This window comes from Streptomyces sp. NBC_00207 (assembly GCF_045160965.1).
Taxonomy (GTDB): Bacteria; Actinomycetota; Actinomycetes; order Streptomycetales; family Streptomycetaceae; genus Streptomyces.
This window is the reverse complement of the sequence record NZ_CP130715.1, coordinates 5,637,573-5,664,049: the sequence shown is the minus strand read 5'-3', so window position 1 is coordinate 5,664,049 and position 26,477 is coordinate 5,637,573. Positions and strand designations below refer to the sequence as shown.

General features: G+C 71.5%; 30 protein-coding genes. 10 read left to right on the top strand and 20 right to left on the bottom strand.

What is annotated here, in order from left to right; translation table 11 throughout:
- Positions 1–27: 27 nt before the first annotated feature.
- Positions 28–738: an ester cyclase gene (locus OG472_RS26950; protein ID WP_401607322.1), complete on the top strand. Its 711-nt coding sequence runs from the start codon at positions 28–30 to the stop codon at positions 736–738.
- Between the two features lie 73 nt (positions 739–811).
- On the opposite strand, the gene groL is transcribed toward OG472_RS26950, so the two are convergent.
- Both groL and groES read right to left on the bottom strand, forming a co-directional pair.
- Positions 812–2,440, bottom strand: a complete 1,629-nt coding sequence (gene groL, locus OG472_RS26945; RefSeq protein ID WP_401607325.1) for a chaperonin GroEL — start codon at positions 2,438–2,440, stop codon at positions 812–814.
- 112 nt (positions 2,441–2,552) lie between these two features.
- The gene (gene groES / locus OG472_RS26940; protein WP_030011064.1) at positions 2,553–2,861 is read right to left on the bottom strand and encodes a co-chaperone GroES; all 309 of its coding nucleotides are present in this window, start codon (positions 2,859–2,861) and stop codon (positions 2,553–2,555) included.
- A gap of 257 nt (positions 2,862–3,118) precedes the next feature.
- Here groES and OG472_RS26935 point away from each other — a divergent pair, with 257 nt between their 5' ends.
- The 5 genes from OG472_RS26935 to OG472_RS26915 all read left to right on the top strand — a co-directional run bounded on the left by OG472_RS26935 (position 3,119) and on the right by OG472_RS26915 (position 6,679).
- A complete protein-coding gene (locus OG472_RS26935) occupies positions 3,119–3,631 on the top strand; it encodes a hypothetical protein (protein WP_405942144.1) in 513 nt (170 codons plus the stop codon).
- A gap of 4 nt (positions 3,632–3,635) precedes the next feature.
- Positions 3,636–3,854, top strand: coding sequence for a hypothetical protein (locus OG472_RS26930; RefSeq protein WP_405942143.1), 219 nt, complete (start codon positions 3,636–3,638; stop codon positions 3,852–3,854).
- A 476-nt stretch (positions 3,855–4,330) separates the two neighbouring features.
- Entirely contained in the window at positions 4,331–4,660 is a 330-nt protein-coding gene (locus tag OG472_RS26925) for a hypothetical protein (RefSeq protein ID WP_401607332.1), read from the top strand.
- The gene (locus tag OG472_RS26920) at positions 4,648–6,042 is read left to right on the top strand and encodes an FtsW/RodA/SpoVE family cell cycle protein (RefSeq protein WP_405942142.1); all 1,395 of its coding nucleotides are present in this window, start codon (positions 4,648–4,650) and stop codon (positions 6,040–6,042) included. Before OG472_RS26925 ends, OG472_RS26920 begins: the two co-directional genes overlap by 13 nt.
- A gap of 286 nt (positions 6,043–6,328) precedes the next feature.
- Positions 6,329–6,679 carry a hypothetical protein gene (locus OG472_RS26915; RefSeq protein ID WP_405942141.1) on the top strand — a complete coding sequence of 117 codons (351 nt, stop codon included), beginning with the start codon at positions 6,329–6,331 and terminating at the stop codon, positions 6,677–6,679.
- Here OG472_RS26915 and OG472_RS26910 read toward each other — a convergent pair.
- Positions 6,676–7,575, bottom strand: coding sequence for a polysaccharide deacetylase family protein (locus OG472_RS26910; protein WP_401607339.1), 900 nt, complete (start codon positions 7,573–7,575; stop codon positions 6,676–6,678). The two genes, OG472_RS26915 and OG472_RS26910, sit on opposite strands and share 4 nt — an antisense overlap.
- Complete coding sequence (locus OG472_RS26905; RefSeq protein WP_401607342.1) at positions 7,572–8,528, bottom strand: polysaccharide deacetylase family protein; 957 nt, start codon at positions 8,526–8,528, stop codon at positions 7,572–7,574. Before OG472_RS26905 ends, OG472_RS26910 begins: the two co-directional genes overlap by 4 nt.
- A 117-nt stretch (positions 8,529–8,645) precedes the next feature.
- Here OG472_RS26905 and OG472_RS26900 point away from each other — a divergent pair, with 117 nt between their 5' ends.
- Entirely contained in the window at positions 8,646–9,842 is a 1,197-nt protein-coding gene (locus tag OG472_RS26900) for a THUMP-like domain-containing protein (protein ID WP_405831616.1), read from the top strand.
- 47 nt (positions 9,843–9,889) lie between these two features.
- On the opposite strand, the gene OG472_RS26895 is transcribed toward OG472_RS26900, so the two are convergent.
- The 5 genes from OG472_RS26895 to tsaB are packed head-to-tail and all read right to left on the bottom strand — an operon-like array spanning position 9,890 to position 13,123.
- A complete protein-coding gene (locus tag OG472_RS26895) occupies positions 9,890–10,513 on the bottom strand; it encodes a hypothetical protein (protein ID WP_401607345.1) in 624 nt (207 codons plus the stop codon).
- A 52-nt stretch (positions 10,514–10,565) separates the two neighbouring features.
- Positions 10,566–10,838 (bottom strand): hypothetical protein, encoded by a 273-nt coding sequence (locus OG472_RS26890; protein ID WP_319727499.1) that lies wholly within the window; start codon positions 10,836–10,838, stop codon positions 10,566–10,568.
- Positions 10,835–11,959, bottom strand: a complete 1,125-nt coding sequence (gene tsaD / locus OG472_RS26885; RefSeq protein ID WP_405831614.1) for a tRNA (adenosine(37)-N6)-threonylcarbamoyltransferase complex transferase subunit TsaD — start codon at positions 11,957–11,959, stop codon at positions 10,835–10,837. Before tsaD ends, OG472_RS26890 begins: the two co-directional genes overlap by 4 nt.
- Complete coding sequence (gene rimI, locus OG472_RS26880; protein WP_030710386.1) at positions 11,952–12,431, bottom strand: ribosomal protein S18-alanine N-acetyltransferase; 480 nt, start codon at positions 12,429–12,431, stop codon at positions 11,952–11,954. Before rimI ends, tsaD begins: the two co-directional genes overlap by 8 nt.
- Positions 12,432–12,460: 29 nt before the next feature.
- Positions 12,461–13,123 carry a tRNA (adenosine(37)-N6)-threonylcarbamoyltransferase complex dimerization subunit type 1 TsaB gene (tsaB, locus tag OG472_RS26875; protein WP_383577445.1) on the bottom strand — a complete coding sequence of 221 codons (663 nt, stop codon included), beginning with the start codon at positions 13,121–13,123 and terminating at the stop codon, positions 12,461–12,463.
- A 155-nt stretch (positions 13,124–13,278) separates the two neighbouring features.
- Between tsaB and OG472_RS26870 the strand changes: the two genes are divergently transcribed.
- The gene (locus OG472_RS26870; RefSeq protein WP_405831612.1) at positions 13,279–13,836 is read left to right on the top strand and encodes a hypothetical protein; all 558 of its coding nucleotides are present in this window, start codon (positions 13,279–13,281) and stop codon (positions 13,834–13,836) included.
- 33 nt (positions 13,837–13,869) lie between these two features.
- On the opposite strand, the gene OG472_RS26865 is transcribed toward OG472_RS26870, so the two are convergent.
- The 8 genes from OG472_RS26865 to OG472_RS26830 form a co-directional block, all read right to left on the bottom strand.
- Complete coding sequence (locus OG472_RS26865) at positions 13,870–14,049, bottom strand: hypothetical protein (RefSeq protein ID WP_405942140.1); 180 nt, start codon at positions 14,047–14,049, stop codon at positions 13,870–13,872.
- 116 nt (positions 14,050–14,165) lie between these two features.
- Entirely contained in the window at positions 14,166–14,732 is a 567-nt protein-coding gene (tsaE, locus tag OG472_RS26860) for a tRNA (adenosine(37)-N6)-threonylcarbamoyltransferase complex ATPase subunit type 1 TsaE (RefSeq protein WP_401607354.1), read from the bottom strand.
- Positions 14,683–15,894, bottom strand: coding sequence for an alpha/beta fold hydrolase (locus tag OG472_RS26855; RefSeq protein WP_405943211.1), 1,212 nt, complete (start codon positions 15,892–15,894; stop codon positions 14,683–14,685). The genes tsaE and OG472_RS26855 overlap by 50 nt, the downstream gene beginning before the upstream one ends.
- Positions 15,891–17,027: an alanine racemase gene (gene alr, locus OG472_RS26850; RefSeq protein ID WP_405942139.1), complete on the bottom strand. Its 1,137-nt coding sequence runs from the start codon at positions 17,025–17,027 to the stop codon at positions 15,891–15,893. The genes OG472_RS26855 and alr overlap by 4 nt, the downstream gene beginning before the upstream one ends.
- Before the next feature lie 118 nt (positions 17,028–17,145).
- Positions 17,146–18,531, bottom strand: coding sequence for an NAD(P)H-hydrate dehydratase (locus tag OG472_RS26845; RefSeq protein ID WP_405942138.1), 1,386 nt, complete (start codon positions 18,529–18,531; stop codon positions 17,146–17,148).
- Positions 18,532–18,557: 26 nt separating this feature from the next.
- The gene (locus tag OG472_RS26840; protein ID WP_401607363.1) at positions 18,558–18,926 is read right to left on the bottom strand and encodes a holo-ACP synthase; all 369 of its coding nucleotides are present in this window, start codon (positions 18,924–18,926) and stop codon (positions 18,558–18,560) included.
- Between the two features lie 22 nt (positions 18,927–18,948).
- Positions 18,949–20,796, bottom strand: a complete 1,848-nt coding sequence (gene glmS, locus OG472_RS26835; protein ID WP_401607365.1) for a glutamine--fructose-6-phosphate transaminase (isomerizing) — start codon at positions 20,794–20,796, stop codon at positions 18,949–18,951.
- 108 nt (positions 20,797–20,904) lie between these two features.
- Complete coding sequence (locus OG472_RS26830) at positions 20,905–21,669, bottom strand: hypothetical protein (protein WP_401607368.1); 765 nt, start codon at positions 21,667–21,669, stop codon at positions 20,905–20,907.
- Between the two features lie 260 nt (positions 21,670–21,929).
- Between OG472_RS26830 and coaA the strand changes: the two genes are divergently transcribed.
- Together coaA and OG472_RS26820 are read left to right on the top strand one after the other, a co-directional pair.
- A complete protein-coding gene (gene coaA / locus OG472_RS26825; RefSeq protein WP_361753568.1) occupies positions 21,930–22,979 on the top strand; it encodes a type I pantothenate kinase in 1,050 nt (349 codons plus the stop codon).
- A gap of 24 nt (positions 22,980–23,003) precedes the next feature.
- Positions 23,004–23,975, top strand: coding sequence for a DUF389 domain-containing protein (locus OG472_RS26820; protein WP_405831610.1), 972 nt, complete (start codon positions 23,004–23,006; stop codon positions 23,973–23,975).
- On the opposite strand, the gene glmM is transcribed toward OG472_RS26820, so the two are convergent.
- From glmM to rplM, 3 genes are all read right to left on the bottom strand, one after another.
- Entirely contained in the window at positions 23,972–25,330 is a 1,359-nt protein-coding gene (glmM, locus tag OG472_RS26815) for a phosphoglucosamine mutase (protein WP_401607373.1), read from the bottom strand. The two genes, OG472_RS26820 and glmM, sit on opposite strands and share 4 nt — an antisense overlap.
- 136 nt (positions 25,331–25,466) lie before the next feature.
- Positions 25,467–25,985, bottom strand: coding sequence for a 30S ribosomal protein S9 (gene rpsI / locus OG472_RS26810; protein WP_327415814.1), 519 nt, complete (start codon positions 25,983–25,985; stop codon positions 25,467–25,469).
- A 42-nt stretch (positions 25,986–26,027) separates the two neighbouring features.
- Entirely contained in the window at positions 26,028–26,471 is a 444-nt protein-coding gene (rplM, locus tag OG472_RS26805) for a 50S ribosomal protein L13 (RefSeq protein WP_073912858.1), read from the bottom strand.
- Positions 26,472–26,477 lie beyond the last annotated feature (6 nt).

Sequence of the window (26,477 nt, the reverse complement as noted above, 5' to 3'; positions counted from 1 at the left end):
GTCCCATCTCCAGCGGGAGGCGACGCGATGACATTCGTACAGGTGATCGATTACGAGACCAGGCGGTTCGATGAGATGAACGCGCTCATCGACCGCTGGGCGGAGCAGAGCAGCGGCAGGCGCACCGCCACGCACACGATGATCGGCCAGGACCGCGAGGCCCGGAACCACTACGTGGACATGGTGGAGTTCGCCTCGTACGAGGAGGCCATGAAGAACTCTCAGCTCCCGGAGACAGACCGAATGTTCCAGGAGATGGTGGCCCTCTGCGAGGGAATGCCGAAGTTCATGAACCTTGATGTGGTCCGCGACGAGCACCTCAACAAGCAGCTCGTCGACCGGGTGTTCCAGGAAGCCGCCATGCGCGGCGACATGAGCGTCCTGGACGACTGCTTCGCGGCGAACTACATCGACCACGACGTCAGCAAGGAGGAACCCACCGTCATCGGACGCGAGGCCATGCGGTCGGACATGGAGACGTGGCGCGCGGCCTTCGACATGACCTTCGAGCCGACGGCCCAGGTGGCCGAGGGCGACATGGTCACGACGGTGTGGAACTGGCGCGGCACCCACAAGGGGACGTTCATGGGGGTCGCACCGACCGGGAAGACCTACGAGATGTCCGGGACCACCACCTTCCGGTGCCTGGACGGAGAGATCGTCGAGGGCTGGTGGCATTACAACCCCGGAGTACTGCAGCGCCAGATGGGCGGGACCGGATCGCCCTACGGATCCTGAGGCCCGAAGCCGAACCACGCGGAAGGCCCCGCTCCGCGGCTGCGGAACGGGGCCTTCTCTGCGTGGTGCGCGATCAGTGGCTGTGGCCGTGACCGTGGCCGTGACCGGCGTCGCCCTCGTCGTCCGCCGGCTTCTCGACGACCAGGGTCTCGGTCGTGAGCAGCAGGGAGGCGATGGAGGCGGCGTTCTCCAGCGCGGAACGGGTGACCTTCACCGGGTCGATGACGCCGGCCTTGACCAGGTCGCCGTACTCGCCGGTGGCGGCGTTGAAGCCCTGGCCCTTGTCGAGCTCGGCGACCTTCGAGGTGATGACGTAACCCTCGAGACCGGCGTTCTCGGCGATCCAGCGCAGCGGCTCGACGGCGGCGCGGCGCACGACCGCGACACCGGTGGCCTCGTCGCCCGACAGGCCGAGGTTGCCCTCGAGGACCTTGACGGCGTGGACGAGCGCGGAGCCACCGCCGGAGACGATGCCCTCCTCGACCGCGGCGCGGGTCGCCGAGATGGCGTCCTCGAGGCGGTGCTTCTTCTCCTTGAGCTCCACCTCGGTGGCGGCGCCGACCTTGATGACGCAGACGCCGCCGGCGAGCTTCGCCAGGCGCTCCTGCAGCTTCTCGCGGTCCCAGTCCGAGTCGGTGGACTCGATCTCGGCCTTGATCTGGTTGACGCGGCCGACGACCTCGTCGTGGCTGCCGCCACCGTCGACGATGGTGGTGTCGTCCTTGGAGATGGTCACGCGGCGGGCGGAGCCCAGTACGTCCAGACCGGCCTGGTCGAGCTTGAGGCCGACCTCCTCGGCGATGACGGTGGCACCGGTGAGGGTGGCCATGTCCTGGAGCATCGCCTTGCGGCGGTCACCGAAGCCGGGGGCCTTGACGGCGACCGCGTTGAAGGTGCCGCGGATCTTGTTGACGACGAGGGTGGAGAGCGCCTCGCCCTCGACGTCCTCGGCGATGATCAGCAGCGGGCGGGAGCCGCCGGCCTGGATGACCTTCTCCAGCAGGGGCAGGAGGTCCTGGATCGAGGAGATCTTGCCCTGGTTGATCAGGATGTACGGGTCGTCGAGGACGGCCTCCATACGCTCCTGGTCGGAGACCATGTACGGGGAGAGGTAGCCCTTGTCGAAGGCCATGCCCTCGGTGAACTCCAGCTCAAGGCCGAAGGTGTTGGACTCCTCAACGGTGATGACACCGTCCTTGCCGACCTTGTCCATCGCCTCGGCGATGAGCTCGCCGACCTGCTGGTCCTGCGCGGAGAGCGCGGCCACGGCGGCGATGTCGGACTTGTCCTCGATCGGGCGGGCGGTCGCGAGGAGCTCCTCGGAGACGGCCTTGACCGCGGCGTCGATGCCCTTCTTCAGGGCGGCCGGGGACGCACCCGCGGCGACGTTGCGCAGACCCTCGCGGACCAGCGCCTGGGCCAGCACGGTGGCGGTGGTGGTGCCGTCACCCGCGATGTCGTTGGTCTTGGTCGCCACCTCCTTCACGAGCTGCGCGCCCAGGTTCTCGTACGGGTCGTCCAGCTCGACCTCGCGGGCGATGGTGACACCGTCGTTGGTGATGGTGGGGGCGCCGAACTTCTTGTCGATGACGACGTTGCGGCCCTTGGGGCCGATCGTCACCTTGACCGTGTCGGCAAGCTTGTTGACGCCGCGCTCGAGGGCGCGACGGGCGTCCTCGTCGAACTTCAGGATCTTCGCCATGGGAGCGGTTCAGCCCTCTCGAAAACTCGGGTTTAACGAGCTGCGCCCCTCGCCGCCCGGCAATCAGCGGGGTGACCAGGGGCGCAGCTCAAAGCAGTACTGATGAAGAGAATTACTTCTCGACGATCGCGAGCACGTCGCGAGCCGAGAGGACGAGGTACTCCTCGCCGCTGTACTTCACTTCGGTGCCGCCGTACTTGCTGTAGAGCACGATGTCGCCGACGGTGACGTCCAGCGGGAGACGCTGGCCGTCCTCGAAGCGACCCGGGCCCACCGCGAGGACGACGCCCTCCTGGGGCTTCTCCTTCGCGGTGTCCGGGATGACCAGGCCGGAGGCCGTGGTCTGCTCGGCGTCGAGCGGCTGGACCACAATGCGGTCCTCAAGCGGCTTGATGGCAACCTTGGAGCTGGCGGTCGTCACGATCCGACCTCCCCCTTCGGAGATCCGGGGTTAACTGTCTGAGGTGGCGACCAGGTCGATCCGTCGTCGCGGGTGCCGGATCTGCCTGTCGCTGTGTTGGCACTCACCAGGGGTGAGTGCCAGGTGCGAGACTATTCCGGCGATTAGCACTCGGTCAAGCGGAGTGCCAATTCCCGGCCGTCGGGCGTTGCGCGGAGGGGGCCCGGAACCCCGAAAACCGGGGCGCACGAACGTTCGAGATCACTACTCTCCACCGCATGACCAGGACAAACTCAGGGGTGCGCTGGCACCACGCCATCCCGATCGCCATCGGCCTCGCCTTCGGGATCTTCGCGTTCGCGTTGTCCGTACCGCGGCTGGTGACCCAGCTGACGGGGGTGGAGGGCAGCTTCCGCGCGGAGCACTGCACGTGGGAGGAGGACTCGGACGGGGACCCGCAGGCCACCTGCAAGGGGTCCTTCACCGCCTCTGACGGATCGTTCACGATCCGCGGGATCGAGATCGAGGGCCGCTTCGAGACCCGGCCCAAGGCACCGGTGGCCTCCCTCGTCAGCGGCCCGTCGGCCGACAAGGCCGTGCGGCCGGACTTCCGCACCTCCCTCGCGCCCATGGTCCTGGGCCTGACCGGCTTCGCGTTCCCGGCCTGGGCGCTGACCTCGGCCACCCGCGACGCCCTCGACCGCCGCAGGCGCCGTCGGGACGTCGCCGAGGGCTCCACGGCCACCGCCGAGACCGCGGACCCCGCCGCAGCCGCGGACGTCTCGGGCTGAGCCGGTGGACCTGGCCCTGCTGGCCGCGGAGGACGTGGCCCGCCGGGGCGGCTCCCGGGTCGCGGTACGGCTGGACGCGCGGGCGCCCGTACCGGCGTCAGGGGATCCGGCGCGGCTGGAGCGGGCGCTGGCCAAGCTGGTGGACAACGCCCTGCGGTACGCCCGCGCGGAGGTCGTCGTACGGGCGGCCGCGCAGGACGGCTGGGCGGTGCCGATCCGGTAGCGCTCCGCCCGCGCCCTCAGGATTCCTTCAGCAGGCCTCCGCCGGCATCGACAGGCATGAGCGCGCACCGGAGGAAGACGAGGCAGGCCCGATCCCGCCGCACGTCCCGCCGGGGGGCTCGTCCGCACCCTGCTCGTCACAGGCTGCGCGCCGGCCGTCCTGGCGGGCGGCGGCGCCTGGTACGCGTACCGGGACCTCGCCGCCGGCATCGGCAGCTCCAAGGCTCTGGAAGGCACCGCGAAGTCGAGGTCCGGCGACACTAACGTCCTGCTGCAGCTCGCCGCGAAGGAGGTCGAGGACGGTCGGCAGCTGGAGCGGGAGGGCCGGGAGGCGGGGCGCAGGGCGCAGATCGAGACGGTGCGGAACTTCCTGGGCGTCCCGGTCGATCACTTCGCCGAGCTGAACCTGGCCGGTTTCCACCACCCGCGGGCGCGACGAAGAAGCTGATCAAGCTGGTCGACGCCGCAGAGAAGGACGTGGTCACGGACGAGGGCTGGGACCTGCCGGCGTTCGTGAAGCAGGCGAAGAACCTGTCGGGCGGCCGGGTGCACTTCACGACGCTCCCCGTCGAACGCTTGGGAAGGAACCATGGGGAGGACATCAACGTCGTAGATGATATGAAGATAAAGCGCCTCATTGCCGAGCAGATCGGACCCAAAGCCTCCGCAAGCCCCGGCGCACCGGGCGCCGCGTCCGCACCTCCGGCGTCACATGAGGCGTCGGGCGAAGACGCACCCCCGCCACCCTCCTCACCGCCCTCCCCGTCCGCCCCCAAGGACGGTGGCGGCATCCCGTGCGTGGACTGAAGCCCCTGACCTCGGCGGGCGCCCGCCGCCGCACAGAGGCGCTGCTCCTGGCCTTCGTCATCGCCATCGCGGTCTTCGGCCACGCCGCCGCGGGCCTCGCCATGAACGACGAGCTGCCGCCCAACCTCGCCGGCTTCACCATCAGCATGACCCTGCTGTCGCTCGTGGGGCACTTGGGCGTACGCCGTTTCGCGGCCTACGCGGACCCGCTGATCCTCCCCCTCGCGATGCTGCTGACGGGCCTCGGGCTGGTGCTGCTGCACCGCCTCGACCAGGGCTACATCGAGCGCTACAACTCGGACGCGAACGCCCCCGGGCAGCTGATGTGGACGGTGGTGGGGGTCGCCGCCTGCCTCCTGGTGCTGGCGCTGCTGCGCGACCACCGGCTGCTGCAGCGCTTCATCTACATCACGATGGCCGTCGCGCTGGTGCTGCTGATCGCGCCGGCCTTCTTCGGCGCGGACACGTACGGCGCGAAGCGCTGGATCAAACTCTTCGGCTTCTCGCTGCAGCCCGGCGAGTTCGTGAAGATCATGATCGCGGTCTTCTTCGCCGGGTACCTGGTCATCCACCGGGACTCGCTGGCGCTCACGGGCCGCCGGTTCCTGGGCCTGCGCCTGCCGCCGATGCGCCAGCTCGGGCCCATCGTCACCGTGTGGATCGTCTCGATGCTGGTGCTGGTCTTCGAGCGCGACCTGGGCACCTCGCTGATCTTCTTCGGCGTGTTCGTGGTGATGCTGTACGTCGCCACCGAGCGCACCGGCTGGATCGTGTGCGGCCTGGTCATGGCCTCGGCCGGCGCCTTCGTCGTCGGCTCGACCGAGCCGCACGTCAAGGCGCGCGTGGCGGCGTGGCTCAACCCGCTGTCGTACTACTGGGAGAACCGGCCGCCGGGGGTCACCTCGGACCAGTCGGCGCAGGCGCTGTTCAGCTTCGGCACGGGCGGCGTCTCCGGCACGGGCCTGGGCCTGGGCCACCCCGAGCTGATCGCGTTCGCCGGGCGCAGCGACTTCATCCTGACCACGGTCGGCGAGGAGCTCGGCCTGGCCGGGGTCATGGCCGTCCTGATCCTCTACGCGCTCCTGGTGCAGCGCGGGCTGCGGATGGCGCTCGGCGCCCGCGACCCCTTCGGCAAACTGCTCGCGGTCGGCCTGGCCTCGGCGCTGGCCCTGCAGGTCTTCGTGGTCGCGGGCGGCGTGACCGGCCTGATCCCGCTGACCGGCAAGGCACTGCCCTTCCTGGCCAAGGGCGGCTCCTCCCTCCTGGCCAACTGGATCATGATCGCCCTGCTCCTGCGCATCAGCGACAGCTCGGAACGCGGCCGCGAGGCGGACGCCAGGGGCCCGGCGGAAACGACGATCAGCAGAGTCGAGGTGGGGTAGCGGCTTCGCCCGGGCGGCCTTGCGGCTCGGCGGACGGTCACCCAACCAAAACGGGGACAGTGGGCCGCCACTCGGGCAGGACCGAGTGCGGCTTCACCAGGTCCTTCCACGAGCGGCCACCGTGCTTCCCGTTCGACGACGGGTTGCCGCCTGCGGGGAGGCCAATGCGCGGGTCCCCACCGCTGCCGCCCTCGCCTCCAGGGAGGCCAATGAGCGGGTCCCCACCGCTGCCGCCCTCGCCGACGTCACCGTAACCGTGGTTCAGACCGGGGATGCTCGCGTTGCCGTGGCCGCGATGGCCGGCGTCACCGTCATCCTGGACCAGGTTCACCTGGTGGGCGTGCCGCACCACGCTCGGCGCAGCCTTCCCCGTCTGAGGGGCCGCGTGAGCGCCGGCCGCTCCTGCCGTTCCGGCAAGAAGCGCAGCAACGAAAGAAACGCCGATTATGCGAGGCATCTGCCTACGAACATCCACAGCCATAGCTTTGTCTCCCTGAGTGACAGCATTTCGCAGGTTTCCAGGTGCACGGCGGTGCGCCTGAAACGAGATTCACTCATCACCGGACATGAGCAAAGCAGCGGAAATTCGGGGCTTGACAGGATCGATACGAGGAGTACGTTGCCGCGGCTCGGCTAGAGGTAGTCCTCCAGGCGGCCTATGCGGTAGCCCTGTTCCTGGATGCGCTGGAGCATGCGGGTCGTCATCTGGGTTTCCGTCGTGCCCTTGAGCTCGGACGGGCCGCGGAAGTGGGCCAGGATGATGTCGCCCGGTTTGAGGGCGGAGCCCTCGGCGTACTGGAAGTTGTTGATCTGCATCGACACCCGCCACAGGACCAGGGACGAGACACCGCACTCCGAGGCGGCCCGGAGGGTGTCGTCGTTGTAGTTGCCGAAGGGCGGGCGGAAGAGCGGCGGGCGCGCGCCGAAGCGCTTCTCCAGACGCTCCTGCTGGCCGCATATCTCCTTCTTCTGCCCCTCGAAGGGCAGGGTCCGGAGGTTCGGGTGCGTCAGCGTGTGGTTGTTTATCGTGCTCGCCGAGCCGTTGTCGCGGAGCTTCTCGAAGTGCCCGTAGTCCGAGGCGGCCACGTTGTCCGTGAGGAACATGCTGATCGGCAGCTTGAGGTCGGCCGCCATCTTCAGGAACTCGGGGTCCTTCTCGGCGCCGTCGTCGAAGGTCAGGAAGACCGTCTTCTCCCCGGCCGGGACGGGTATTCGGTCGACCACCGGGACCTTGCCCGGGGCGGCCTTCGGTATCTGGGGCTTCTGTGCGGGCTTCGGCGCGAAGGAGAGGGGGGCCGTCAGGCCCCACTTCTTGTACGCCTCGTCAGAAGCGGACCCCGGCGCCGAGGGAGTCCCCGACGGAGCGGTGGAACCGGCGTCCGCCGGCTGCTTCGACTCCGGCGTCCCCGGTGTCTGCGTCGCCTTGCGGCCCAGTCGTTCGGTGGGGTCCGCGCTGTCCCCGCACCCCGTCAGGGACAGCGCGAGCGCGCCGGCCGCCAGCGTTCCGGCTACCAACCGGCGCGCGTGCTTCACAGATAGTCCTCCAGGCGAGCCACGGCATATCCCTTGTCCGTGACGGTCTTCATGACATGACGGATCATGTCAGGCATCGTGCCCTTCCAGTCCTCCTTGCCGCGGAAGTGCGTGAGGATGATGTCACCGGGGTGCAGGTCCCGGTCCCACTCGCGGTAGTCCATGCGGTTCGTGAACGCCTCGGCGTTCCACAGCGGGACGGCCTTGATGCCGCAGGACTTCGCCGCGCGCAGCGTGTCCTGGTTGTAGTTGCCGTACGGCGGCCGGAAGAGGGTCGGCCGCTTGCCGAACTGCTTCTGGATGGTGTCCTGCTGACCGCAGATCTCCTCGCGCTGCTGCTCGTACGACAGGCCCGGCATGTAGCGGTGGTTGAGCGTGTGGTTGTTCAGGGTGACGCCCGCGGCCTGCATCTCCTTGAAGTACGGGTAGTTGTCCCGCACGACGTAGTCGCTGAGGAAGGCCGTGTACGGGATCTTCAGCTCCTTCATCATCTTCAGGAACTCGGGATCCTTCTCCGACCCGTCGTCGATCGTCAGGAAGACGACCTTGTCCTCGGTCGGGACGGTGGTGAAGACGTGGGGGTACTCCTCCTGGTCCTCCACTTCGAAGCCGTCCCGCGTGGTGATCTCGGGCTTCTGTTTCGGCGCGGGCGGGGCGGCGAGCGGGGTCTTGCGCAGGCCCCACTTCTTCGCCGCGACGACGCGCGCCTGCTGGGCCGCCTTGGCCTTCTCGGCGGCGCTGAGCGCACCCGCGGCGCCCGCCTCGGCGGCCTTGGCCGCCTTGGCGGCCTTCTCCTTCGCGGCCTTGTCCGGCCCGGAGTCCCCGGATCCGCAGGCCGTTCCGAGGGCGGCGACGAGCAGGGCTGCGACGGCCACCCCGAACCGGCCGCGCGGACCTGCCGCGTACCGGTGACCCTGTTGCGAGTTATTTCCTTTTTGTCGTACTAGCTGCATAGCTGCGCATCCTGGCACCCGACACACGGACCCCCCGGAAGACACCGCGAACGCGGTCCCACCTTCCTTCGACTGGCCCACACCGTCCGGTTCCGGCCCGTCGCCGACAATGGACCCGTGACCCCCGAAGACTTCGCCGCCCTCCTCACCCCCGAGGGCCGCGCCCTCCTCGACTCGCTCCGCGACTACGACCCCGCCCAGGAGCTGGCCGTGGCCACCCGGCTGCGCCGCGAGCACCCCGCCGGGCTGGTCTCCGCCGCGCTCGGGCAGGCCCGGCTGCGGCAGCGCGCGGTGGCGAAGTTCGGCGCCGAGGACGCCTTCCGGATGTACTTCACGCCCGGCGGCGGCGAGATGGCCACCCGCGCGTCCGTGGCCTCGTACCGGGCGGAGCGGCTCGCGGCCCTCGGCGTACGCAGCCTCGCCGACCTGTGCTGCGGCATCGGCGGCGACGCCCTCGCCCTGGCCCGGCTCGGCATCCGGGTGCTCGCGGTGGACCGCGACCCGCTGACCGTCGCCGTCGCGCGGGCCAATGCCGAGGCGCTGGGGCTGGCGGACCTGATCGAGGTCCGGGAGGCGGACGTGACCGAGGTGGACACCTCCGGCTACGACGCCGTCTTCATCGACCCGGCCCGGCGCGGGGGGCGCGGCCGGGTCTTCGACCCGGAGTCGTACTCGCCGCCGCTGTCCTGGGCCGTCGCCACCGCCCGTACGGCGAAGTACGCGGCCCTCAAGATCGCCCCCGGGATCCCGCACGAGGCCGTGCCCGAGGAGGCCGAGGCCGAGTGGATCTCCGACCACGGTGACGTCAAGGAGGCGGTGCTCTGGTTCGGGACCGCCCCCGGGACCGTGCGCGCCACCCTGCTGCCCGGGCCGCGCGGACTGCGGACGGCCGATCCGCTGCCCGATCCGCCGGCCGGACCGGTCGGCCGCTGGCTCTACGAGCCCGACGGCGCCGTCATCCGCGCCCACCTGGTCGCCGAGGTCGCCGAACAGCTGGACGGCCGGCTCATCGACCCGACCATCGCCTACATCACCGCCGACGAGCTGCGCGCGACCCCGTACGCGACCGCGTACGAGATCACCGACGTGCTGCCCTTCGGCCTGAAGAAGCTGAAGGCCCTGCTGCGCGAGCGCGGGGTCGGCGTCCTGACCGTGAAGAAGCGCGGCTCGGCGATCGAGCCGGAGGAGCTGCGCAGGAAGGTCAAACCGCAGGGCCCGAACTCCGCGACGGTCTTCCTGACCCGCGTGGCGGGCGCCCCGTCCATGCTGATCGGCCGTCCCGCCGTGCCGCCTGCGGCGATGCCCGGGCAGTGACGTCCCGCGCGGCCGCGGGCCGGAGCCGGCAGCCTCCGGTTCCCGGGCTACGCCGTGCGGGCCGGGCGGACGGCGCGCAGTGCCCAGCGGTAGTGGGCGGCCGCCTTGGCCGCGCCCAGGAGGGCGGTGATCCACAGGATCATGCCCAGGCCCATGTAGTAGGCGACCTCGCCGTACGTCTCCTCGCCCGGGCGCGCCGTCAGGGCGACGCCGAAGGTCACCCACAGCCCGGCCGCGCCCAGGACGAAGGAGGCCAGCAGCCAGGTCAGGCTCCGGCCGGGTGCGCGCATCCGGAGGTCGACGGCCGGGTCCCGGCCGGCCTCGGCCCACGCGGACAGCAGCCGCCGCACCTCGCGGTCGCGCCGGGCGCCCCAGGCGAACCAGAAGCCGGCCGGGATCAGCACTCCGGCGCCCAGGACGACGAAGACGATCCCGAGGAGGAAGGAGACCGGGTCGCCCGCTTCGAAGGCCACCAGGGCCATGCCGACGAAGGACCAGCCGAGGGCGAAGACGGCCGCGACGGCCCAGAGCAGCAGCAACCGCCCGAGGCCCAGGCTGCGATGGGCCAGGTCGTGCAGGAAACGCGCACGGTCGGCCCGTACGCTGCCCTCGTCCAGCCAGACGCGCAGGTGCGCGGGCGGCGGCAGGGGCGGCAGGTCACGGCGAGGCATGCACATGACCATAGCCGCAGCCCGGGACCACCCACGGACCGGGCGGGAGCCGTCAGCCCCCGTCGACCTCCACCGACTCGAACCGCCAGCGGTGCACCGCCCGCGTGATCAAGTCGGCTGCGGGCTCGGGCAGTTCGGGAAGCTCCGCCGACACCCCTTCGGCCGCCTCCCACCACGTGATCACGAGCACCCGGTCCTGCGGGGCCCGGAACACCTCGCGGCGCACCGGCTCCCGGGCGAGGACCTGGGCCCGGGCCCACTCCAGGAGTTCGTTGCCCCGGCCGTCGGCGGCCCGGGCCTCCCACATCAGCGCGACGGTGCTCATGAGTACAGGTTGTCCTTGCTCAGCTCGTGCACGTGGTCGTGGTCATGGGCGTGGCCGTGGCCGTGCCCGTGCCCCTGGACGCCCGGTACGTGCGGGTCCGTCACCGGCAGCGAGGAGTCCGCCGACAGGTCCCAGTCGGAGGGGGCCCGGTTCCGCTTGACCATCTCCGCGCCCAGCGCCGCCACCATCGCGCCGTTGTCCGTGCACAGCTTCGGCCGCGGCACCCGCAGGACGATCCCCGCGTCGTCGCACCGCTCCTGCGCGAGCGAGCGCAGCCGGGAGTTGGCGGCCACACCGCCGCCGATCATCAGGTGGTCGACGCCCTCGTCCTTGCACGCCCGGATCGCCTTGCGCGTCAGCACGTCCACCACGGCCTCCTGGAAGGACGCCGCCACGTCGCGCACCGGCACCTCCTCGCCCGCGTTCCGCTTCGCCTCGATCCAGCGGGCGACGGCCGTCTTCAGCCCGGAGAAGGAGAAGTCGTACGCCGCGTCGCGCGGCCCGGTCAGCCCGCGCGGGAAGTGGATCGCCTTCGGGTCGCCCTCGCGCGCGAGCCGGTCGATGACCGGACCGCCGGGGAAGCCCAGCTGCAGCACGCGCGCGATCTTGTCGAAGGCCTCGCCCGCCGCGTCGTCGATGGTCGCGCCGAGCGGCCGTACGTCGGAGGTGATGTCGGGGGCCAGCAGCAGCGAGGAGTGCCCGCCGGACACCAGCAGCGCCATCGTCGGCTCCGGCAGCGGCCCGTGCTCCAGCTGGTCCACGCAGATGTGCGAGGCCAGGTGGTTCACCCCGTAGAGCGGCTTGCCCAGCGCGTAGGCGTACGCCTTGGCCGCCGAGGTGCCCACCAGCAGCGCCCCCGCGAGGCCCGGCCCGGCCGTGACCGCGATGCCGTCGAGGTCGCGGGCGCTGACCCCGGCCTCCTTCAGCGCGCGCTCGATGGTGGGGACCATCGCCTCCAGGTGGGCCCGCGAGGCCACCTCGGGCACGACGCCGCCGAAGCGCGCGTGCTCGTCGACGCTCGACGCGATCGCGTCCGCGAGCAGGGTCGTGCCACGGACGATGCCGACGCCGGTCTCGTCGCAGGACGTCTCGATTCCGAGGACGAGCGGTTCGTCAGCCATTGCTCTCACTGCTCTCAGTTCGTGCTTGTGCGGGGTCGGTCAGTCGCATGACGAGCGCGTCGACGTTGCCGGGCTGGTAGTAGCCGCGCCGGAAGCCGATGGGCTCGAAGCCGAAGCGCTCGTAGAGCTTCTGGGCGCGGGTGTTGTCCACCCGCACCTCCAGCAGCACCTCGGCGCATTCGAACGCGGTGGCGGCCCGCAGCAGGTCGGTGAGGAGCCGGGCGCCGAGCCCGGTCCCCCACTGGTCGCGGGCGGCCGCGATGGTCTGTACGTCGGCCAGGTCGCCGGCGGCGGCCAGCCCGGCGTATCCCACGAGCCGGCCCGACGCGTCCTCGGCCACGACGTAGCGGCGGGTTGCCTGCGGGCCGCGGGCGTGGGCGAGTTCGGACCAGAACATCCCGGCGGACCAGGCGTCCTCGGGGAACAGCTCGTGCTCCAGTTCCAGCACGGGTCCGATGTCCCACCAGCGCATCTCGCGCAGTCTGTGGGGGGTCGCCGGGGTCACTGCGGGGTGACCACCTTGTAGTTCTTGGGGACCTGGGCGTCGGGCCGGCGCAGGTAGAGCGGGGTCGGGGGCAGGAACTGCGCCCCCGCCGCCAGTCGTTCCGCGGCCAGCGAGGCCAGTGCGGCGGCGGACTGGTGCTCGGGGCCGCGCGCGTCCGGGAACACCTCGGGGTACAGGAGCGCGCCCTGGCCCACCGCGGGCACCCCCGCGACCTGCTCGGCGATGTCGGCCGGGCGGTCCACGGCGGGCTCTCCGACGCGCGTGCGCGGGTCCTCGTACCGGGCCCAGTAGACCTCCTTGCGCCGCGCGTCGGTGGCGACGGTGAAGGGGCCCTCGATCCCGGCGGTGCCGGCGGCGTACGCGAGGCCGTCGAGCGTGCACAGGCCGTGCACGGGCACGCCCAGCACGGCGGCGAAGGTGGTGGCGGTGACGAGGCCCACGCGCAGCCCGGTGTAGGGGCCGGGGCCGACCCCGACGACGATGCCGGTGAGGGCGTCGAGCTTCAGCCCGGCCTCGGCGAGCACCTGGTCCACGGAGGGCAGCAGCAGCTCCCCGTGGCGGCGGGCGTCGACCTGGTTCGACTCGGCGAGGACGGACTCGCCGTCGTGCAGGGCGACGGTGACGGCGGGCGTGGCGGTATCTACAGCGAGCAGGAGCACGCGAACAGCCTACGACTCCGGCGGCCGCGCCCCTTGCGGCCGGTCGGAAAGGAGGGCGGCTGCTACCTTTCGACCGAGGGATCACTGAGGTATCGGTCGAGCCATCGGCCGAACTGTCGGTCGAGGTGTCGGTCAGCGCGGAGAGGTGGAGCAAGGTGGCACGCAGCAGCTCGGGAATCGTGGCCGGGCTCACCATCGCGGCAGTGGCCGCGGTCGGCTTCCTCGGCTACCAGGCCTCCGCCACGGCGCCGGCGCGCCCCTCGAAGGCGGCCCCGCAAGCCGCGGCCCCCGCCCCGAGCCAGTCCGCCGCCAAGCAGGACCCGGCGAAGCCGGTGCCCGTGCCGGAGGGCTCCGGCACGGGGACGCGCGTCGTGTACTCGGTGGGCCAGAAGCGGGTGTGGCTGGTGGGCGACGCCGCGCAGGAGCCGAAGTCGTTCACGGTGATGCCGAGCACGGTGCACCCGAAGGCGGGCAGCTACCTCGTCGGTTCGCGCTCGGGCTCGGTCACCGGCTCGGACGGCGTGCCGATCGAGCACGTCGTGCGGTTCGCCACCGCCGAGGGTGTGGCGGTCGGCTTCAGCGCCCGTCTGGACGGCGCGACGCCGGCGCCCGACGCGGCCAAGAAGACCGGCGGGATCCGCATGACGCGCGCCGACGGCGACGCGATGTGGGCCTTCGCGACGATCAACTCGAAGGTCGTCGTCGTTCCCTGACCGGAGCGCCCGCGCTTCACCCGTACGTGCGACTCAGGCCGCTTCGGATTCCGGAGCGGCCTCTTCGCGTGCGGTGTCCTCGGGCCCGCCCGGTACGTGTTCGGGCGCGGGCGGAGTCGAGACGGCGGTGGCGGCCACTCCGGCGGCGAGCAGCATCCGCATGGAGACGACGGACGGGCGGGGATCGCGCTGTGCTCCTGCTGGTGCCGACATGGCTGCCTCCTGGACCCCGGGACACCGAACTTAGGCATACCTAAGAAACTCTCGGTACCATGTCACCACGAGGGCTGCCACCAGCGCAATATCTTGCCGACGAGTTGTCGGTACGTTTACTCCGAGAGTGCACCGGCCAGGGAGTCCAGCCCGGCCCCGGCGGTCCAGCGCACCCCGACCCCGCGCACCGAGACCTCGCGCACGTCGTCCAGCACCTCCTCGTGGCCGACCGCGCGCGCGATCACCACGTGCAGGCGGTCGTCGGAGAGCTCCTCCACCTTGCCGTCGCCCCACTCCACGACGACCACGGACTCGGGCAGCGAGACGTCGAGGTCCAGGTCCTCCATCTCGTCCAGCCCGCCGCCCAGGCGGTACGCGTCCACGTGCACCAGCGCGGGCCCGCCGGTCAGCGAGGGGTGGACGCGGGCGATCACGAAGGTCGGCGAGGTCACGGCCCCGCGCACGCCCAGGCCCTCGCCCAGGCCGCGGGTCAGCGTGGTCTTGCCCGCTCCCAGCTCACCCGTCAGCAGGACGAGGTCGCCGGGACGCAGCAGGGCGGCGATCCTGCGGCCCAACTCCTGCATCGCGTCCGGCGAACCGACGGTGATCCGGGTCTCTGTGCTGTCCTCGGCCTCAGGTGCCGGTGCCTGGCTGCGCTGGGCTTCCAGCGGTACTTCTTCCATGCGCGCCAACGTTAGTCGGTGTGGGGAGCGGGACCGCGCCGGTCTGCGCCAGCAGCCCGGTGAGCAGCCGCGTCACGGTCTCCGGGCGCTCCAGCATCATCAGGTGCCCGGTGGACTCCAGGACCACGAGGTCGGCGCTGGGCAGCGCCTCCTTGATGGCCACGCTGTGCCCGGGCGGGGTGATCATGTCCTTGTCGCCGGCGATGACGGTGACCGGGATGTCCGCGAACAGCCGGAGCGCGGCCGTCTTGTCGTGGGTCTGGAAGGCCGGGTAGAACTCGGCGACCACGTCGATCGGGGTGGCCTCGATGAGCCGCTCCGCGAAGCGCGTGACGCCCGGGTCCACGTCACGGGAGCCGAACGAATACATCTTGATCATGCCGGCGAACAGGTCGGCGGTGGCCCGCCGGCCCTTCTCCACCAGCTCCACCTGCGAGCCGAGCGCCTTGAGCACGCCCGGCAGGATCCGGCGCACGGCGCCCACCCCGACGGACGGCAGCCCGTACGTCACCTCGTCGAGGCGGCCGCTGGAGGTCCCGACCAGGGCCACGCCGACCACGCGCTCGCGCACGATGTCGGGGAACTGCTCGGCGAATCCCATGATGGTCATTCCGCCCATCGAGTGACCCACGAGGATCAGCGGGCCCTCCGGAGCGGCGGCGTCGATGACGGTCTTCAGGTCGCGGCCGAGCTGCTCCATGGTCAGCGGCTCGCCGTCCGCCTGGGCGAGGCCGCGCGCGCTGCGGCCGTGGCTGCGCTGGTCCCAGTAGACCGCGCGGACCATTCCGCGCAGGGCGGCGCGCTGGAAGTGCCAGGAGTCCTGGCTGAGGCAGTAGCCGTGGCAGAAGACGACCGTGGCCGGGGGCGCGGCCTTGCGCCGCAGTCGGCGCCGCTTGCCCTCCTCCGGCAGCTCTTCGACCTCGTAGTAGAGCTCGGTGGCGTCCTCGGCCGGGCAGGTCCCCTCGGTCCCGCGCAGGGCGCCGTAGTCCCCGGCGGCGTCGAGTGCGAGGCGCGCCTTCCTGCGCATGCCGCGCCCGACGGTGATCCGTTCGACCGCGACACCGGCCGCCGCGCCCGCGGCTATCACGCCGATGGCGGCGCCGGCCCAGCCGGCCTTGCGCCAGTTCTCGCTCACGCCGCCGCCCTCACTCCGCTCGCTCAGCCGCCCAGGTACACCCGGGGCACACGTCCACCGATACGGGTGACGATCTCATACGCGATCGTGTCCGCCGCTTGTGCCCAGTCCTCGGCGGTGGGTTCACCGCGTTCCGCGTCCCCGAAGATGACGGCTTCGTCCCCGACGCGGGCGTGGTCCGCACCCAAGTCGACCACGAACTGGTCCATGGCGACGCGCCCGGCCACCCGGCGGATCCGGCCGGCGACGAGCACCGGCCCGCGCCCGGAGGCATGCCGCGGGATGCCGTCGGCGTAGCCGGCCGGGATCAGCGCCAGGTTCGTCTCTGTCTCGGTGACGTAGTGGTGGCCGTAGCTGACGCCGTGCCCGGCGGGGACCGTCTTGACCAGGGCGAGGGAGGCCCTGAGGGTCATCGCGGGCCGCAGGCCCAGCTGGGCCGGGGTGCCGAGCTCGGGCGCGGGCGAGACCCCGTAGACGGCCAGCCCGCAGCGCACCAGGTCGAAGTGCGACTCGGGCAGGGTCAGGGTGGCCGGCGAGTTCGCGATGTGCCGGACCTCGGGCTCGACGCCCTCCTTCTCGGCGTACGAGAGCATGTCGCGGAAGGCGGCGAGCTGGAGCTGGATGGAGGGGTGGCCGGGCTCGTCGGCGCAGGCGAAGTGCGACCAGACCCCGGTGACCCGGACGGTCCCCTCGGCCTGGGCTGCGACGGCCGCCCCGACCAGCTCCTCCCAGTCGGCGGGCTGGCAGCCGTTGCGGCCGAGGCCGGTGTCGGCCTTGAGCTGGACGCGCGCGGTCCGGCCCGCGGCCCGGGCGGCCTCGCGCACCTCGTCGAGGGCCCACATTCCGCTGACGGACACGTCGATGTCGGCCTCGACGGCCTCCCGCCAGGGCCCGCCGGGGGTCCAGAGCCAGCACATGATCCGCCCCTCGATCCCGGCGGCGCGCAGCGCGAGCGCCTCCTCGGGGGTGGCGGTCCCGAGCCAGGTGGCGCCGGCCTCCTGGGCGGCCCGGGCGCAGGCCAGGGCTCCGTGCCCGTAGGCATTCGCTTTGACCACGGCCATCAACTCGGCCCGGGGCGCCCGCTCGCGCAGTGCGCGCACGTTCTCCCGTACGGCGTCAAGATCGATCTCGGCGTACACGCGCGTCGGTGTCTCGTTCATCGCCCCCAGTCTCTCAGAACCCCCACCGTGCCCTGCCGGTCAGCCTCGCCGCACCACTCCAGCCCCGCCGGCGTTTGAGGCGCGGGGGTCCGGGGGCTGGCCCCCGGGAGCCGCGGTGTCACTGGCTGGCGTTGCGCCACGCAGTGGGGAGGGCTTCGGCCAGTTGGTGGGCCAGGAGGGGGCCGCCGGCGAGTCGGGCCGCCAGGCCGTGGAGGTACGCCGCCACGGAACCGGCGTCCGCGCCGGACAGCCCGCCCGCCAGGAGCGACCCGGCCAGCCCGGACAGCACGTCCCCGCTCCCCGCCGTGGCCAGCCAGGAACTCCCCGTCGGATTCACCCGGACGGCGGACCCGCCGGAGGCGACCAGCGTCGTCGACCCCTTCAGCAGCACCGCCGCCCCGTACCCGGCCGCCAGCCTCCGCACCGCCCCCAGCCGCCCCGCCTCCACCGACTCCCGCGACACCCCGAGCAGCGCCGCCGCCTCCCCCGCGTGCGGGGTCAGCAGGGTCGGGGCCGTCCGGGCCCGCAGCAGCTCCGCGTCCAGCCCGCGCAGCCCGTCCGCATCGACCAGCACCGGCACGTCGCCCGCCAGCAGGTCCGCGACCTCCCCGGCGCGCCCCTCCCCCAGTCCCGGCCCGACCACCCATGCCTGCACCCGGCCGGGCCCGATCAGCGTCTCCGGGTACCGCGCGAGCACGGCCTCCGCCGCCGGCCCCACGTACCGCACCGCACCCGCACCGCCCCGCAGCGCTCCGGCCACGGCCAGTACGGCCGCCCCCGGATACTGCGCGGAGCCGGCGACGATCCCGACCACGCCCCGCCGGTACTTGTCGCTCGACGCCGTCGGCACCGGCAGCAGCCCCGCGACGTCGGCGTGCTGCAAGGCCTCCACCTGCGGCGACGGCAGCTCCAGCCCGATGTCCACCAGCCGCACCACCCCGGCCCGCGAGGCTCCGGGGTCGATCAGCAGCCCCGGCTTGTACGCGCCGAAGGTCACCGTGACGTCGGCCGTGACGGCCGGCCCCGCCACCTCCCCGGTGTCCGCGTCCACCCCGCTCGGCAGGTCCACGGCCACCACCGGGACCCCCGGCGGGATCCGTTCCACCAGCGCGGCCGCCGCAGGCCGCAGCCCGCCCCGGCCGCCGATCCCGAGCAGCCCGTCGAGTACGAGGTCCGCCCGCTGCGGTACGGTCTCCCCGACCCGGCCGCCGGCGGCCCGCAGCGCGGCCAGCCCGCCCGGGTGCATCCGTTCGGGGTCCATGGGCACCGCCGTCACCGCGGCCCCGCGCCGGGCGAGCCGCGCCCCGGCGTAGAGCGCGTCGCCCCCGTTGTCGCCGGGCCCTACGAGCAGCACGATCCGGGACCCGTACACCCGTACGAGCAGCCCCGCGCACACGGCGGCCAGTCCGGCCGCCGCCCGCTGCATCAGGGCTCCTTCGGGCAGCCGGGCCATCAGCTCCCGCTCGGCGGCCCGTACGGTCTCCACGCTGTAAGCAGTACGCATGGCACCAGCCTGCCCGACGGCAGGCGCTATCCCTCGGCGATCACCACGGCGGAGGCGACGCCGGCGTCGTGGCTCAGCGAGATGTGCCAGGACTTCACGCCCAGTGCAAGCGCCCGCGCCTCCACCGTTCCCGACACCCGCAGCCGCGGCTGCCCGCTGGCCTCCACGTACACCTCGGCGTCGGTCCACAGCATCCCGGCGGGCGCGCCGAGCGCCTTGGCCAGCGCCTCCTTGGCGGCGAACCGCGCGGCGAGCGAGGCGGTCCCGCGCCGCTCACCGCTCGCCAGCGTCAACTCGGAGTCGACGAACAGCCGCTGGGCGAGGCCCGGCGTGCGCTCCAGCGCCGCGCCGAACCGTTCGATCTCCGCCACGTCGATCCCGACGCCGATAATCACGTCTTACAGCTCCAGCCGGTCACTACTCCACGGTCACGGACTTTGCGAGGTTACGCGGCTGGTCCACCTCGTTGCCCCGCGCCGTCGCCAGTTCGCACGCGAAGACCTGCAGGGGCACCGTCGCCACCAGCGGCTGGAGCAGCGTCGGCGTCGCCGGGATCCGGATCAGGTGGTCGGCGTACGGGACCACCGCCTCGTCGCCCTCCTCCGCGATCACGATGGTCCGCGCCCCGCGGGCCCGGATCTCCTGGATGTTCGACACGATCTTGTCGTGGAGCACCGACCGGCCGCGCGGCGACGGGACGACCACCACGACCGGCAGGTCCTCCTCGATCAGGGCGATCGGCCCGTGCTTGAGCTCGCCCGCCGCGAAGCCCTCGGCGTGCATGTACGCGAGCTCCTTGAGCTTGAGCGCGCCCTCCAGCGCCACCGGGTACCCGACGTGCCGGCCGAGGAACAGCACGGTGTTCTTGTCGGCGAGGGAGCGCGCGAGCTGCCGTACCGGCTCCATGGTCTCCAGAACGGTGTCCACCGCGGCGGCGATGTCGGACAGTTCGCGGATCACGGCCTGGATCTCGTCGCCCCACTTCGTGCCGCGCACCTGCCCGAGGTACAGCGCCACGAGATAGCAGGCGACCAGCTGCGTCAGGAACGCCTTGGTCGAGGCGACGGCCACCTCCGGACCGGCGTGCGTGTAGAGCACGGCATCCGATTCGCGCGGGATCGTCGACCCGTTCGTGTTGCAGACGGCCAGCACCTTGGCCCCCTGCTCGCGCGCGTGCCGGAGCGCCATCAGGGTGTCCATGGTCTCGCCGGACTGCGAGATCGCGACGACCAGCGTCCGCTGGTCCAGGATCGGGTCGCGGTAGCGGAACTCGCTCGCCAGCTCCGTCTCGCAGGGGATGCGGGTCCAGTGCTCGATGGCCAGCTTCGCGATCATGGCCGCGTGGTACGCCGTACCGCACGCCACGATCACGACCTTGTCGACCTCCCTGAGCACCGAGACGGGGATGCGCACCTCGTCCAGGGTCAGCGAGCCGCTCGCGTCGATCCTGCCCAGGAGGGTGTCGGCGACGGCCTTCGGCTGCTCGGCGATCTCCTTGAGCATGAAGTAGTCGTAGCCCCCCTTCTCGGCCGCCGAGGCGTCCCAGTCCACGTGGTAGGCCCGCACGGTCGCGGGCGAACCGTCGAACTTGGTCACCGTGACCCCTTCGCGGCGCAGTTCCACGACCTGGTCCTGGCCCAGCTCGATCGCGGACCGGGTGTGGGCGATGAACGCGGCCACATCCGAGGCGAGGAAGTTCTCGCCCTCTCCGACGCCGACCACCAGGGGCGAGTTCCGGCGCGCGCCGACCACCACGTCCGGGTCGTCGGCGTGCACGGCGACCAGCGTGAAGGCGCCCTGCAGGCGCCGGCACACCTGCCGCATGGCCTCGGCCAGGTCGCCGGTCGCCGAGAAGTGCTCGGCCAGCAGGTGCGCGACGACCTCGGTGTCCGTCTCGGAGTCCAGCCGGTGGCCGCGCTCGGCGAGTTCGGCCCGGAGCTCGGCGAAGTTCTCGATGATGCCGTTGTGCACGACGGCCACCCGCCCCGAGTTGTCGAGGTGCGGGTGTGCGTTGACGTCGGTGGGACCGCCGTGGGTGGCCCACCGGGTGTGCCCGAGTCCCGTGGAGCCGGCCGGCAGCGGGTGCCCGACCAGTTCCTTCTCCAGATTGACCAGCTTGCCGGCCTTCTTGGCGGCCGCCAGGCTGCCGTCGGCGAGTACGGCGACCCCCGCCGAGTCGTAGCCGCGGTACTCCAGTCGCTTGAGTCCGGCGATGACCACATCGAGCGCAGACTGCGCTCCCACGTAACCCACAATTCCGCACATAGGCCGCAGCGTACGCCGTAGTTGGCCGTCTGCCCCGTAGCCGAACAAGACGAAAACCCCGCCCCGGCCAAGAGGCCGGAGCGGGGTCGACGTCGGATCGGGAGGGGCTCAGCCGAGCTTCTTCACCTGCGCGGCCACGATGGCGGTCGGCTTCTCCGCGACGCCCAGGGCCGACGCGGTGTGGGTGGCCAGGGTGTTGCCCTTGCGCACGACGACGGTCTCGGTCGTGACCTTCGTGCCCTCCACATCGGCCTCCAGCGTGAGGGCGATCGCCTCGTCGCCACCGGTGGCGGTGCCGGAGACCACCTTGTCGATCTTGGTCTTCTCGCCCTCCATCGTCAGCGTGAAGCCGCCTGCGCACGCGGTGGCCGCGGCCTTGACGGCCGCGAAGGCCTCCTCCGCGCCCTTGCCCTCGTACGAGGCGAGGGTGACCGAGGTCCGGGTGCCGGCGAGGGCCTTCAGCCCTGCGGCGGCCGTGTCCTCCGGGCTGGCGCCCTCCTTGGGCTTGGCGACGGCCTTCATCCGCGCCACACCGGCGGCCTTGCCGATGGTGGCCGTGCCCTGCGTCCTGACCACGGGCTGGCACTCGGCCTTGTCGCCGGACGCGGCCTCACCGAGAGCCACCTCGTCCTTCGGGACGGCGGTGACCAGGTGGTCCGCCAGGTCGGCCTTGGTCAGGATCAGGGCGGACAGCTCGGCGTCCGTCTTCGCCTTGGCGGCGTCCGGGGCGGCCGCGGCCGGCGAGGAGGCGGCGGCCGACGGCTTGGCGTCGGCCTTGGTGTCGGCCTTGTCGGAGCCGCAGGCAGTGGCCAGCAGGGCCAGGGACACCGCGGACGCGGTCAGGACGGTACGACGGACAAGAGCGGTGCGCACGAAAGATCTCCCCCATGGAGCAAACGACATCAGGGCAGCACGAAAGGTCCTCAGCGCTGCGGTGATCAACAATGTACGGGCCGTTCGATCAGCCCATCGGGGTTTTCCGCGACCGCCCCCGATCGTGATCAGGGCGAGACCCCCTTTGCCCCGAATCGAGACCGGCCCCGCCACAACCCCCGGCCCGGCCCTCTCAGGGCCCCCGCGCACGTGACCGACCACACCACCCACAAGCGCCTCCGAGCCCCGACAATGGCGGTGTGATCACTTCGCCGCCACGAAGCAGCACGCCGGACGACGCAACGGAGCGACGCGGCCGGGAGGGGCACCCCACGCGCCCCGCCCACCGCCGGGGCCCCGAGGCCTCGCCGTACGTCGACCTCACCCGGGCCGAGTGGAGCGCCCTGCGCGAGCGGACCCCGCTGCCGCTGACCGCCGACGAGGTCGAGCGGCTGCGCGGCCTCGGCGACGTCATCGACCTCGACGAGGTCCGCGACGTCTACCTGCCGCTCTCGCGCCTCCTCAACCTCTACGTCGGCGCCACCAGCAACCTCCGCGGCACCCTGAACACCTTCCTCGGGGACGCGGGCAACGGCCACGGCGCCCAGCAGGGCACGCCCTTCGTCATAGGGGTCGCCGGTTCGGTCGCGGTCGGCAAGTCCACCGTGGCCCGCCTCCTGCAGGCCCTCCTCGCCCGCTGGCCCGAGCACCCGCGCGTGGAGCTGGTGACCACCGACGGGTTCCTGTACCCGATGAAGGAGCTCCAGCGGCGCGGGCTCACCTCCCGCAAGGGCTTCCCGGAGTCCTACGACCGTCGCGCGCTGACCCGCTTCGTCGCCGACATCAAGGCCGGGAAGGACGAGGTCAGGGCCCCGGTCTACTCGCACCTGATCTACGACATCGTCCCCGGCGAGGAGCTCGTCGTCCGCCGCCCGGACATCCTCATCGTCGAGGGCCTCAACGTACTCCAGCCGGCCCTCCCCGGCACGGACGGCCGCACCCGCGTCGCCCTCGCCGACTACTTCGACTTCAGCGTGTACGTGGACGCGCGCCCCGAGGACATCGAGCGCTGGTACCTCAACCGCTTCCGGAAGCTGCGCGAGACCGCCTTCCAGAATCCTTTCTCCTACTTCCGCAAGTACACCCAGGTCTCCGAGGAGGAGGCCATGGAGTACGCACAGACGATGTGGCGGACGATCAACAAGCCCAACCTGCTGGAGAACGTGGCGCCCACCCGCGGCCGGGCCACCCTCGTCGTCCGCAAGGGCCCGGACCACAAGGTGCAGAAGCTGAGCCTCCGCAAGCTCTGACACCCGGGTGGCTAGGGTGCGGGCATGCTGCATCTTCGGATGATCACCCCGCACCACCTCACGGAGCAGGTGGTGGAGCTGATCGACCACACGGTCGGCACCACCCACCTGGTGGTACTGACCGGTGCGGCGCGCACCCCCGAGGGGGATCTCGTCCTGTGCGACGTCGCCCGGGAGGCGGCCGACGAGCTCCTCCAGGAGATGCGCTCCCTCGGCATCGACAAGAGCGGGTCCATCGCCGTCGAGAACATCGACCTCTCGATCTCCCGGCGCGCCGACGACGCGGAGGCGGAGGCCCCGGGCGAGGCCGCCGACGCGGTGGTCTGGGAGCAGCTCGCCGAGTCGACCCACGAGGAGTCCACCCTCACCATCACCTACGCCGCCTTCATGATCCTGGCGACGATGATCGCGGCGTGCGGCGTCGTGCTCGACAACGCCGTGCTGATCGTGGGCGCGATGGCGGTCGGCCCCGAGTTCGGCCCGCTCGCCGGCATCTGCACCGGTCTGGTGCAGCGCAGACCCAAACTGGCCTGGCGCTCGTTCGTCGCGCTGACGGTCGGTTTCACGGCGGCGATCGTCGCGACGACGGTCTTCAGCCTGGTCATGGACGAGCTGGGGCTCTTCCACGAGCACCTGCTGGAGAACGAACGGCCGAACACCAGCTTCATCTGGCAGCCCGACCCGTTCTCGTTCGTCGTGGCCCTGCTCGCGGGCGTTGCCGGCATGCTCTCGCTGACGTCCGCGAAGGCCGGTGCCCTGGTCGGCGTGGCGATCTCCGTGACCACCGTCCCGGCGGGCGCCAACGCCGCCGTGGCCCTCAGCTACGGCGACCTCGGCCAGATGTGGGGCTCCGGCATCCAGCTGGCGCTCAACCTGGGCGGCATCATCCTCTCGGGGACGCTCACCCTCATCGCCTGGAAAATGCTGTGGCGCACCCAGCAGGACCGGATGGTCCGGAAGCCGGGTGCGCCAGGCACGGCGAACGGCGGAGGTTAGCCCAGCGCCGACTTCACGACGTCCGCGAGCCGGCCTGCGACCGCGCGGGCCTGCTCGATGTCGGCGGCCTCGACCATCACCCGTACGAGCGGCTCCGTACCGGAGGGCCGGAGCAGCACCCGTCCGGTGGTGCCCAGCTCGCGCTCGGCGTCGGCCACGGCCGCCGCCAGCTCCGCGGAGGTGGTGACCCGGGACTTGTCCACGTCGGGGACGTTGACCAGCACCTGCGGCAGCCGCTGCATGACGCCCGCCAGCTCGGCGAGGGACTTGCCGGTGGCCGCGACCCGCGCCGCCAGGAGCAGGCCGGTCAGCGTGCCGTCACCGGTCGTCGCGTGGTCGAGGATGATCACGTGGCCGGACTGCTCGCCGCCGAGCGCGTAGCCGTGCTCCTTCATCGACTCCAGCACGTACCGGTCGCCGACCCCGGTCTGCACGACGTGGATGCCCTCGCCCTCCATGGCCAGCTTGAAGCCCAGGTTGGACATCACGGTGCCGACCACGGTGTTCTCGCGCAGCTGGCCGGCCTCGCGCATGGCCAGTGCCAGCACGGCGAGGATCTGGTCGCCGTCGACCTCCGCGCCCGCGCCGTCCACGGCCAGGCAGCGGTCGGCGTCACCGTCGTGCGCGATGCCGAAGTCGGCGCCGTGCTCGACGACGGCCGCCTTGAGCAGGCCGAGGTGGGTGGAGCCGCAGCCGTCGTTGATGTTCAGGCCGTCCGGCTCGGCGCCGATCGTGATGATCTCCGCGCCGGCCCGGGCGAAGGCCTCGGGCGAGACGTACGCGGCCGCGCCGTGGGCCTCGTCCAGGACGATCTTCAGGCCGTCGAGGCGGTTGGGGAGGACGCCGATGAGGTGGGCGACGTACTTCTCGAGGCCCTCGGTGTAGTCGGAGACCCGGCCGACGCCGGAGCCGGTGGGCCGGTCCCAGGGGGCGCCGGTGCGGTGCTCCTCGTAGACGGACTCGATGCGGTCCTCCAGCTCGTCGGCGAGCTTGTGGCCGCCGCGCGCGAAGAACTTGACGCCGTTGTCGGGCATGGCGTTGTGGCTGGCGGAGAGCATCACGCCGAGGTCGGCACCCAGCGCACCGGTGAGATACGCCACCGCCGGGGTGGGCAGCACACCGACGCGCAGGACGTCCACGCCCGCGCTCGCGAGGCCGGCCACGACCGCGGCCTCGAGGAATTCGCCGGAGGCCCGGGGGTCCCGGCCGACCACGGCCGTCGCCCGGTGGCCCGCGAAGGTGCCCGCTTCGGCCAGTACGTGGGCAGCCGCCACGGAGAGGCCGAGCGCGAGCTCCGCCGTCAGATCCGCGTTGGCAACGCCGCGTACACCGTCCGTCCCGAAGAGTCGTCCCACTGTTGTCCTCCCGAGTTTCCGCATCGCTTTGTGACCGCTTGTGACAGGTATTTGCCGCTTGTGGCGGTAAACGAACCGCCCCGGCAGCACAGAGAGTGCTGCCGGGGCGGTTTCGTTGCAGAACAGCAGGCGCAGATTAACGCTTGCTGTACTGCGGAGCCTTACGGGCCTTCTTGAGACCGGCCTTCTTGCGCTCGACCGCACGGTCGTCGCGGGAGAGGAAGCCGGCCTTCTTCAGCGCCGGGCGGTTGTTGTCCACGTCCGCCTCGTTCAGCGCACGGGCCACACCGAGGCGCAGGGCGCCGGCCTGGCCGGAAACGCCGCCACCCGCGATGCGGGCGATGACGTCGTAGCGGTTGTCGAGCTCGAGCAGCTTGAACGGCTCGTTGACTTCCTGCTGGTGCACCTTGTTGGGGAAGTAGTCCTCAAGGGTGCGACCGTTGATCTTCCACTTGCCGGTGCCCGGAACGATCCGGACGCGGGCGATGGCGTTCTTGCGACGGCCCAGGCCGGCAGCCGGCTGGGGGTCGCCGAAGCGACCGGCAAGGGACTCGGAGGTGTAGTCGCCCTCGACTACGGCCTCGGACTCGCTGGTGTACTCCTCGACGTTGCCCTCGAACTCTTCGACGGTCGTCTCGGCGGTGGTCTCGGCCACGATGCTCCTCAGAATTTTCTACGTCTTAGGGGGTGGCCGGAACTACTGCGCGACCTGGGTGATCTCGAACGGCACCGGCTGCTGGGCAGCGTGGGGGTGCTGGTCGCCCGAGTAGACCTTCAGCTTCGAGAGCATCTGACGGCCCAGGGTGTTCTTGGGGAGCATGCCCTTGATGGCCTTCTCGACGGCCTTCTCCGGGTTGTTCGCCAGGAGGTCGTCGTAGCGCACCGAACGGAGACCGCCCGGGTAACCGGAGTGGCGGTACGCCATCTTCTGAGTCGCCTTGTTGCCGGACAGGTGAACCTTGTCGGCGTTGACGATGATGACGAAGTCGCCCATGTCCATGTGGGGGGCGTAAGTCGGCTTGTGCTTGCCCCGCAGGAGGGCAGCGGCCTGGGTCGCCAGACGGCCGAGGACAACGTCCTGGGCGTCGATGACGAGCCACTGGCGCGAGATGTCGCCGGGCTTGGGGCTGAACGTACGCACGCGTAT

Coding starts and splice junctions, on each gene's coding strand:
- OG472_RS26950 (WP_401607322.1), top strand. CDS start 28: ATGACATTCGTACAGGTGATCGATTACGAGACCAGGCGGTTCGATGAG.
- groL (WP_401607325.1), bottom strand. CDS start 2,440: ATGGCGAAGATCCTGAAGTTCGACGAGGACGCCCGTCGCGCCCTCGAG.
- OG472_RS26935 (WP_405942144.1), top strand. CDS start 3,119: ATGACCAGGACAAACTCAGGGGTGCGCTGGCACCACGCCATCCCGATC.
- OG472_RS26905 (WP_401607342.1), bottom strand. CDS start 8,528: ATGCAGCTAGTACGACAAAAAGGAAATAACTCGCAACAGGGTCACCGG.
- OG472_RS26895 (WP_401607345.1), bottom strand. CDS start 10,513: ATGCCTCGCCGTGACCTGCCGCCCCTGCCGCCGCCCGCGCACCTGCGC.
- OG472_RS26890 (WP_319727499.1), bottom strand. CDS start 10,838: ATGAGCACCGTCGCGCTGATGTGGGAGGCCCGGGCCGCCGACGGCCGG.
- tsaD (WP_405831614.1), bottom strand. CDS start 11,959: ATGGCTGACGAACCGCTCGTCCTCGGAATCGAGACGTCCTGCGACGAG.
- rimI (WP_030710386.1), bottom strand. CDS start 12,431: ATGCGCTGGTGGGACATCGGACCCGTGCTGGAACTGGAGCACGAGCTG.
- OG472_RS26865 (WP_405942140.1), bottom strand. CDS start 14,049: ATGTCGGCACCAGCAGGAGCACAGCGCGATCCCCGCCCGTCCGTCGTC.
- tsaE (WP_401607354.1), bottom strand. CDS start 14,732: ATGGAAGAAGTACCGCTGGAAGCCCAGCGCAGCCAGGCACCGGCACCT.
- alr (WP_405942139.1), bottom strand. CDS start 17,027: ATGAACGAGACACCGACGCGCGTGTACGCCGAGATCGATCTTGACGCC.
- OG472_RS26845 (WP_405942138.1), bottom strand. CDS start 18,531: ATGCGTACTGCTTACAGCGTGGAGACCGTACGGGCCGCCGAGCGGGAG.
- glmS (WP_401607365.1), bottom strand. CDS start 20,796: ATGTGCGGAATTGTGGGTTACGTGGGAGCGCAGTCTGCGCTCGATGTG.
- OG472_RS26820 (WP_405831610.1), top strand. CDS start 23,004: ATGCTGCATCTTCGGATGATCACCCCGCACCACCTCACGGAGCAGGTG.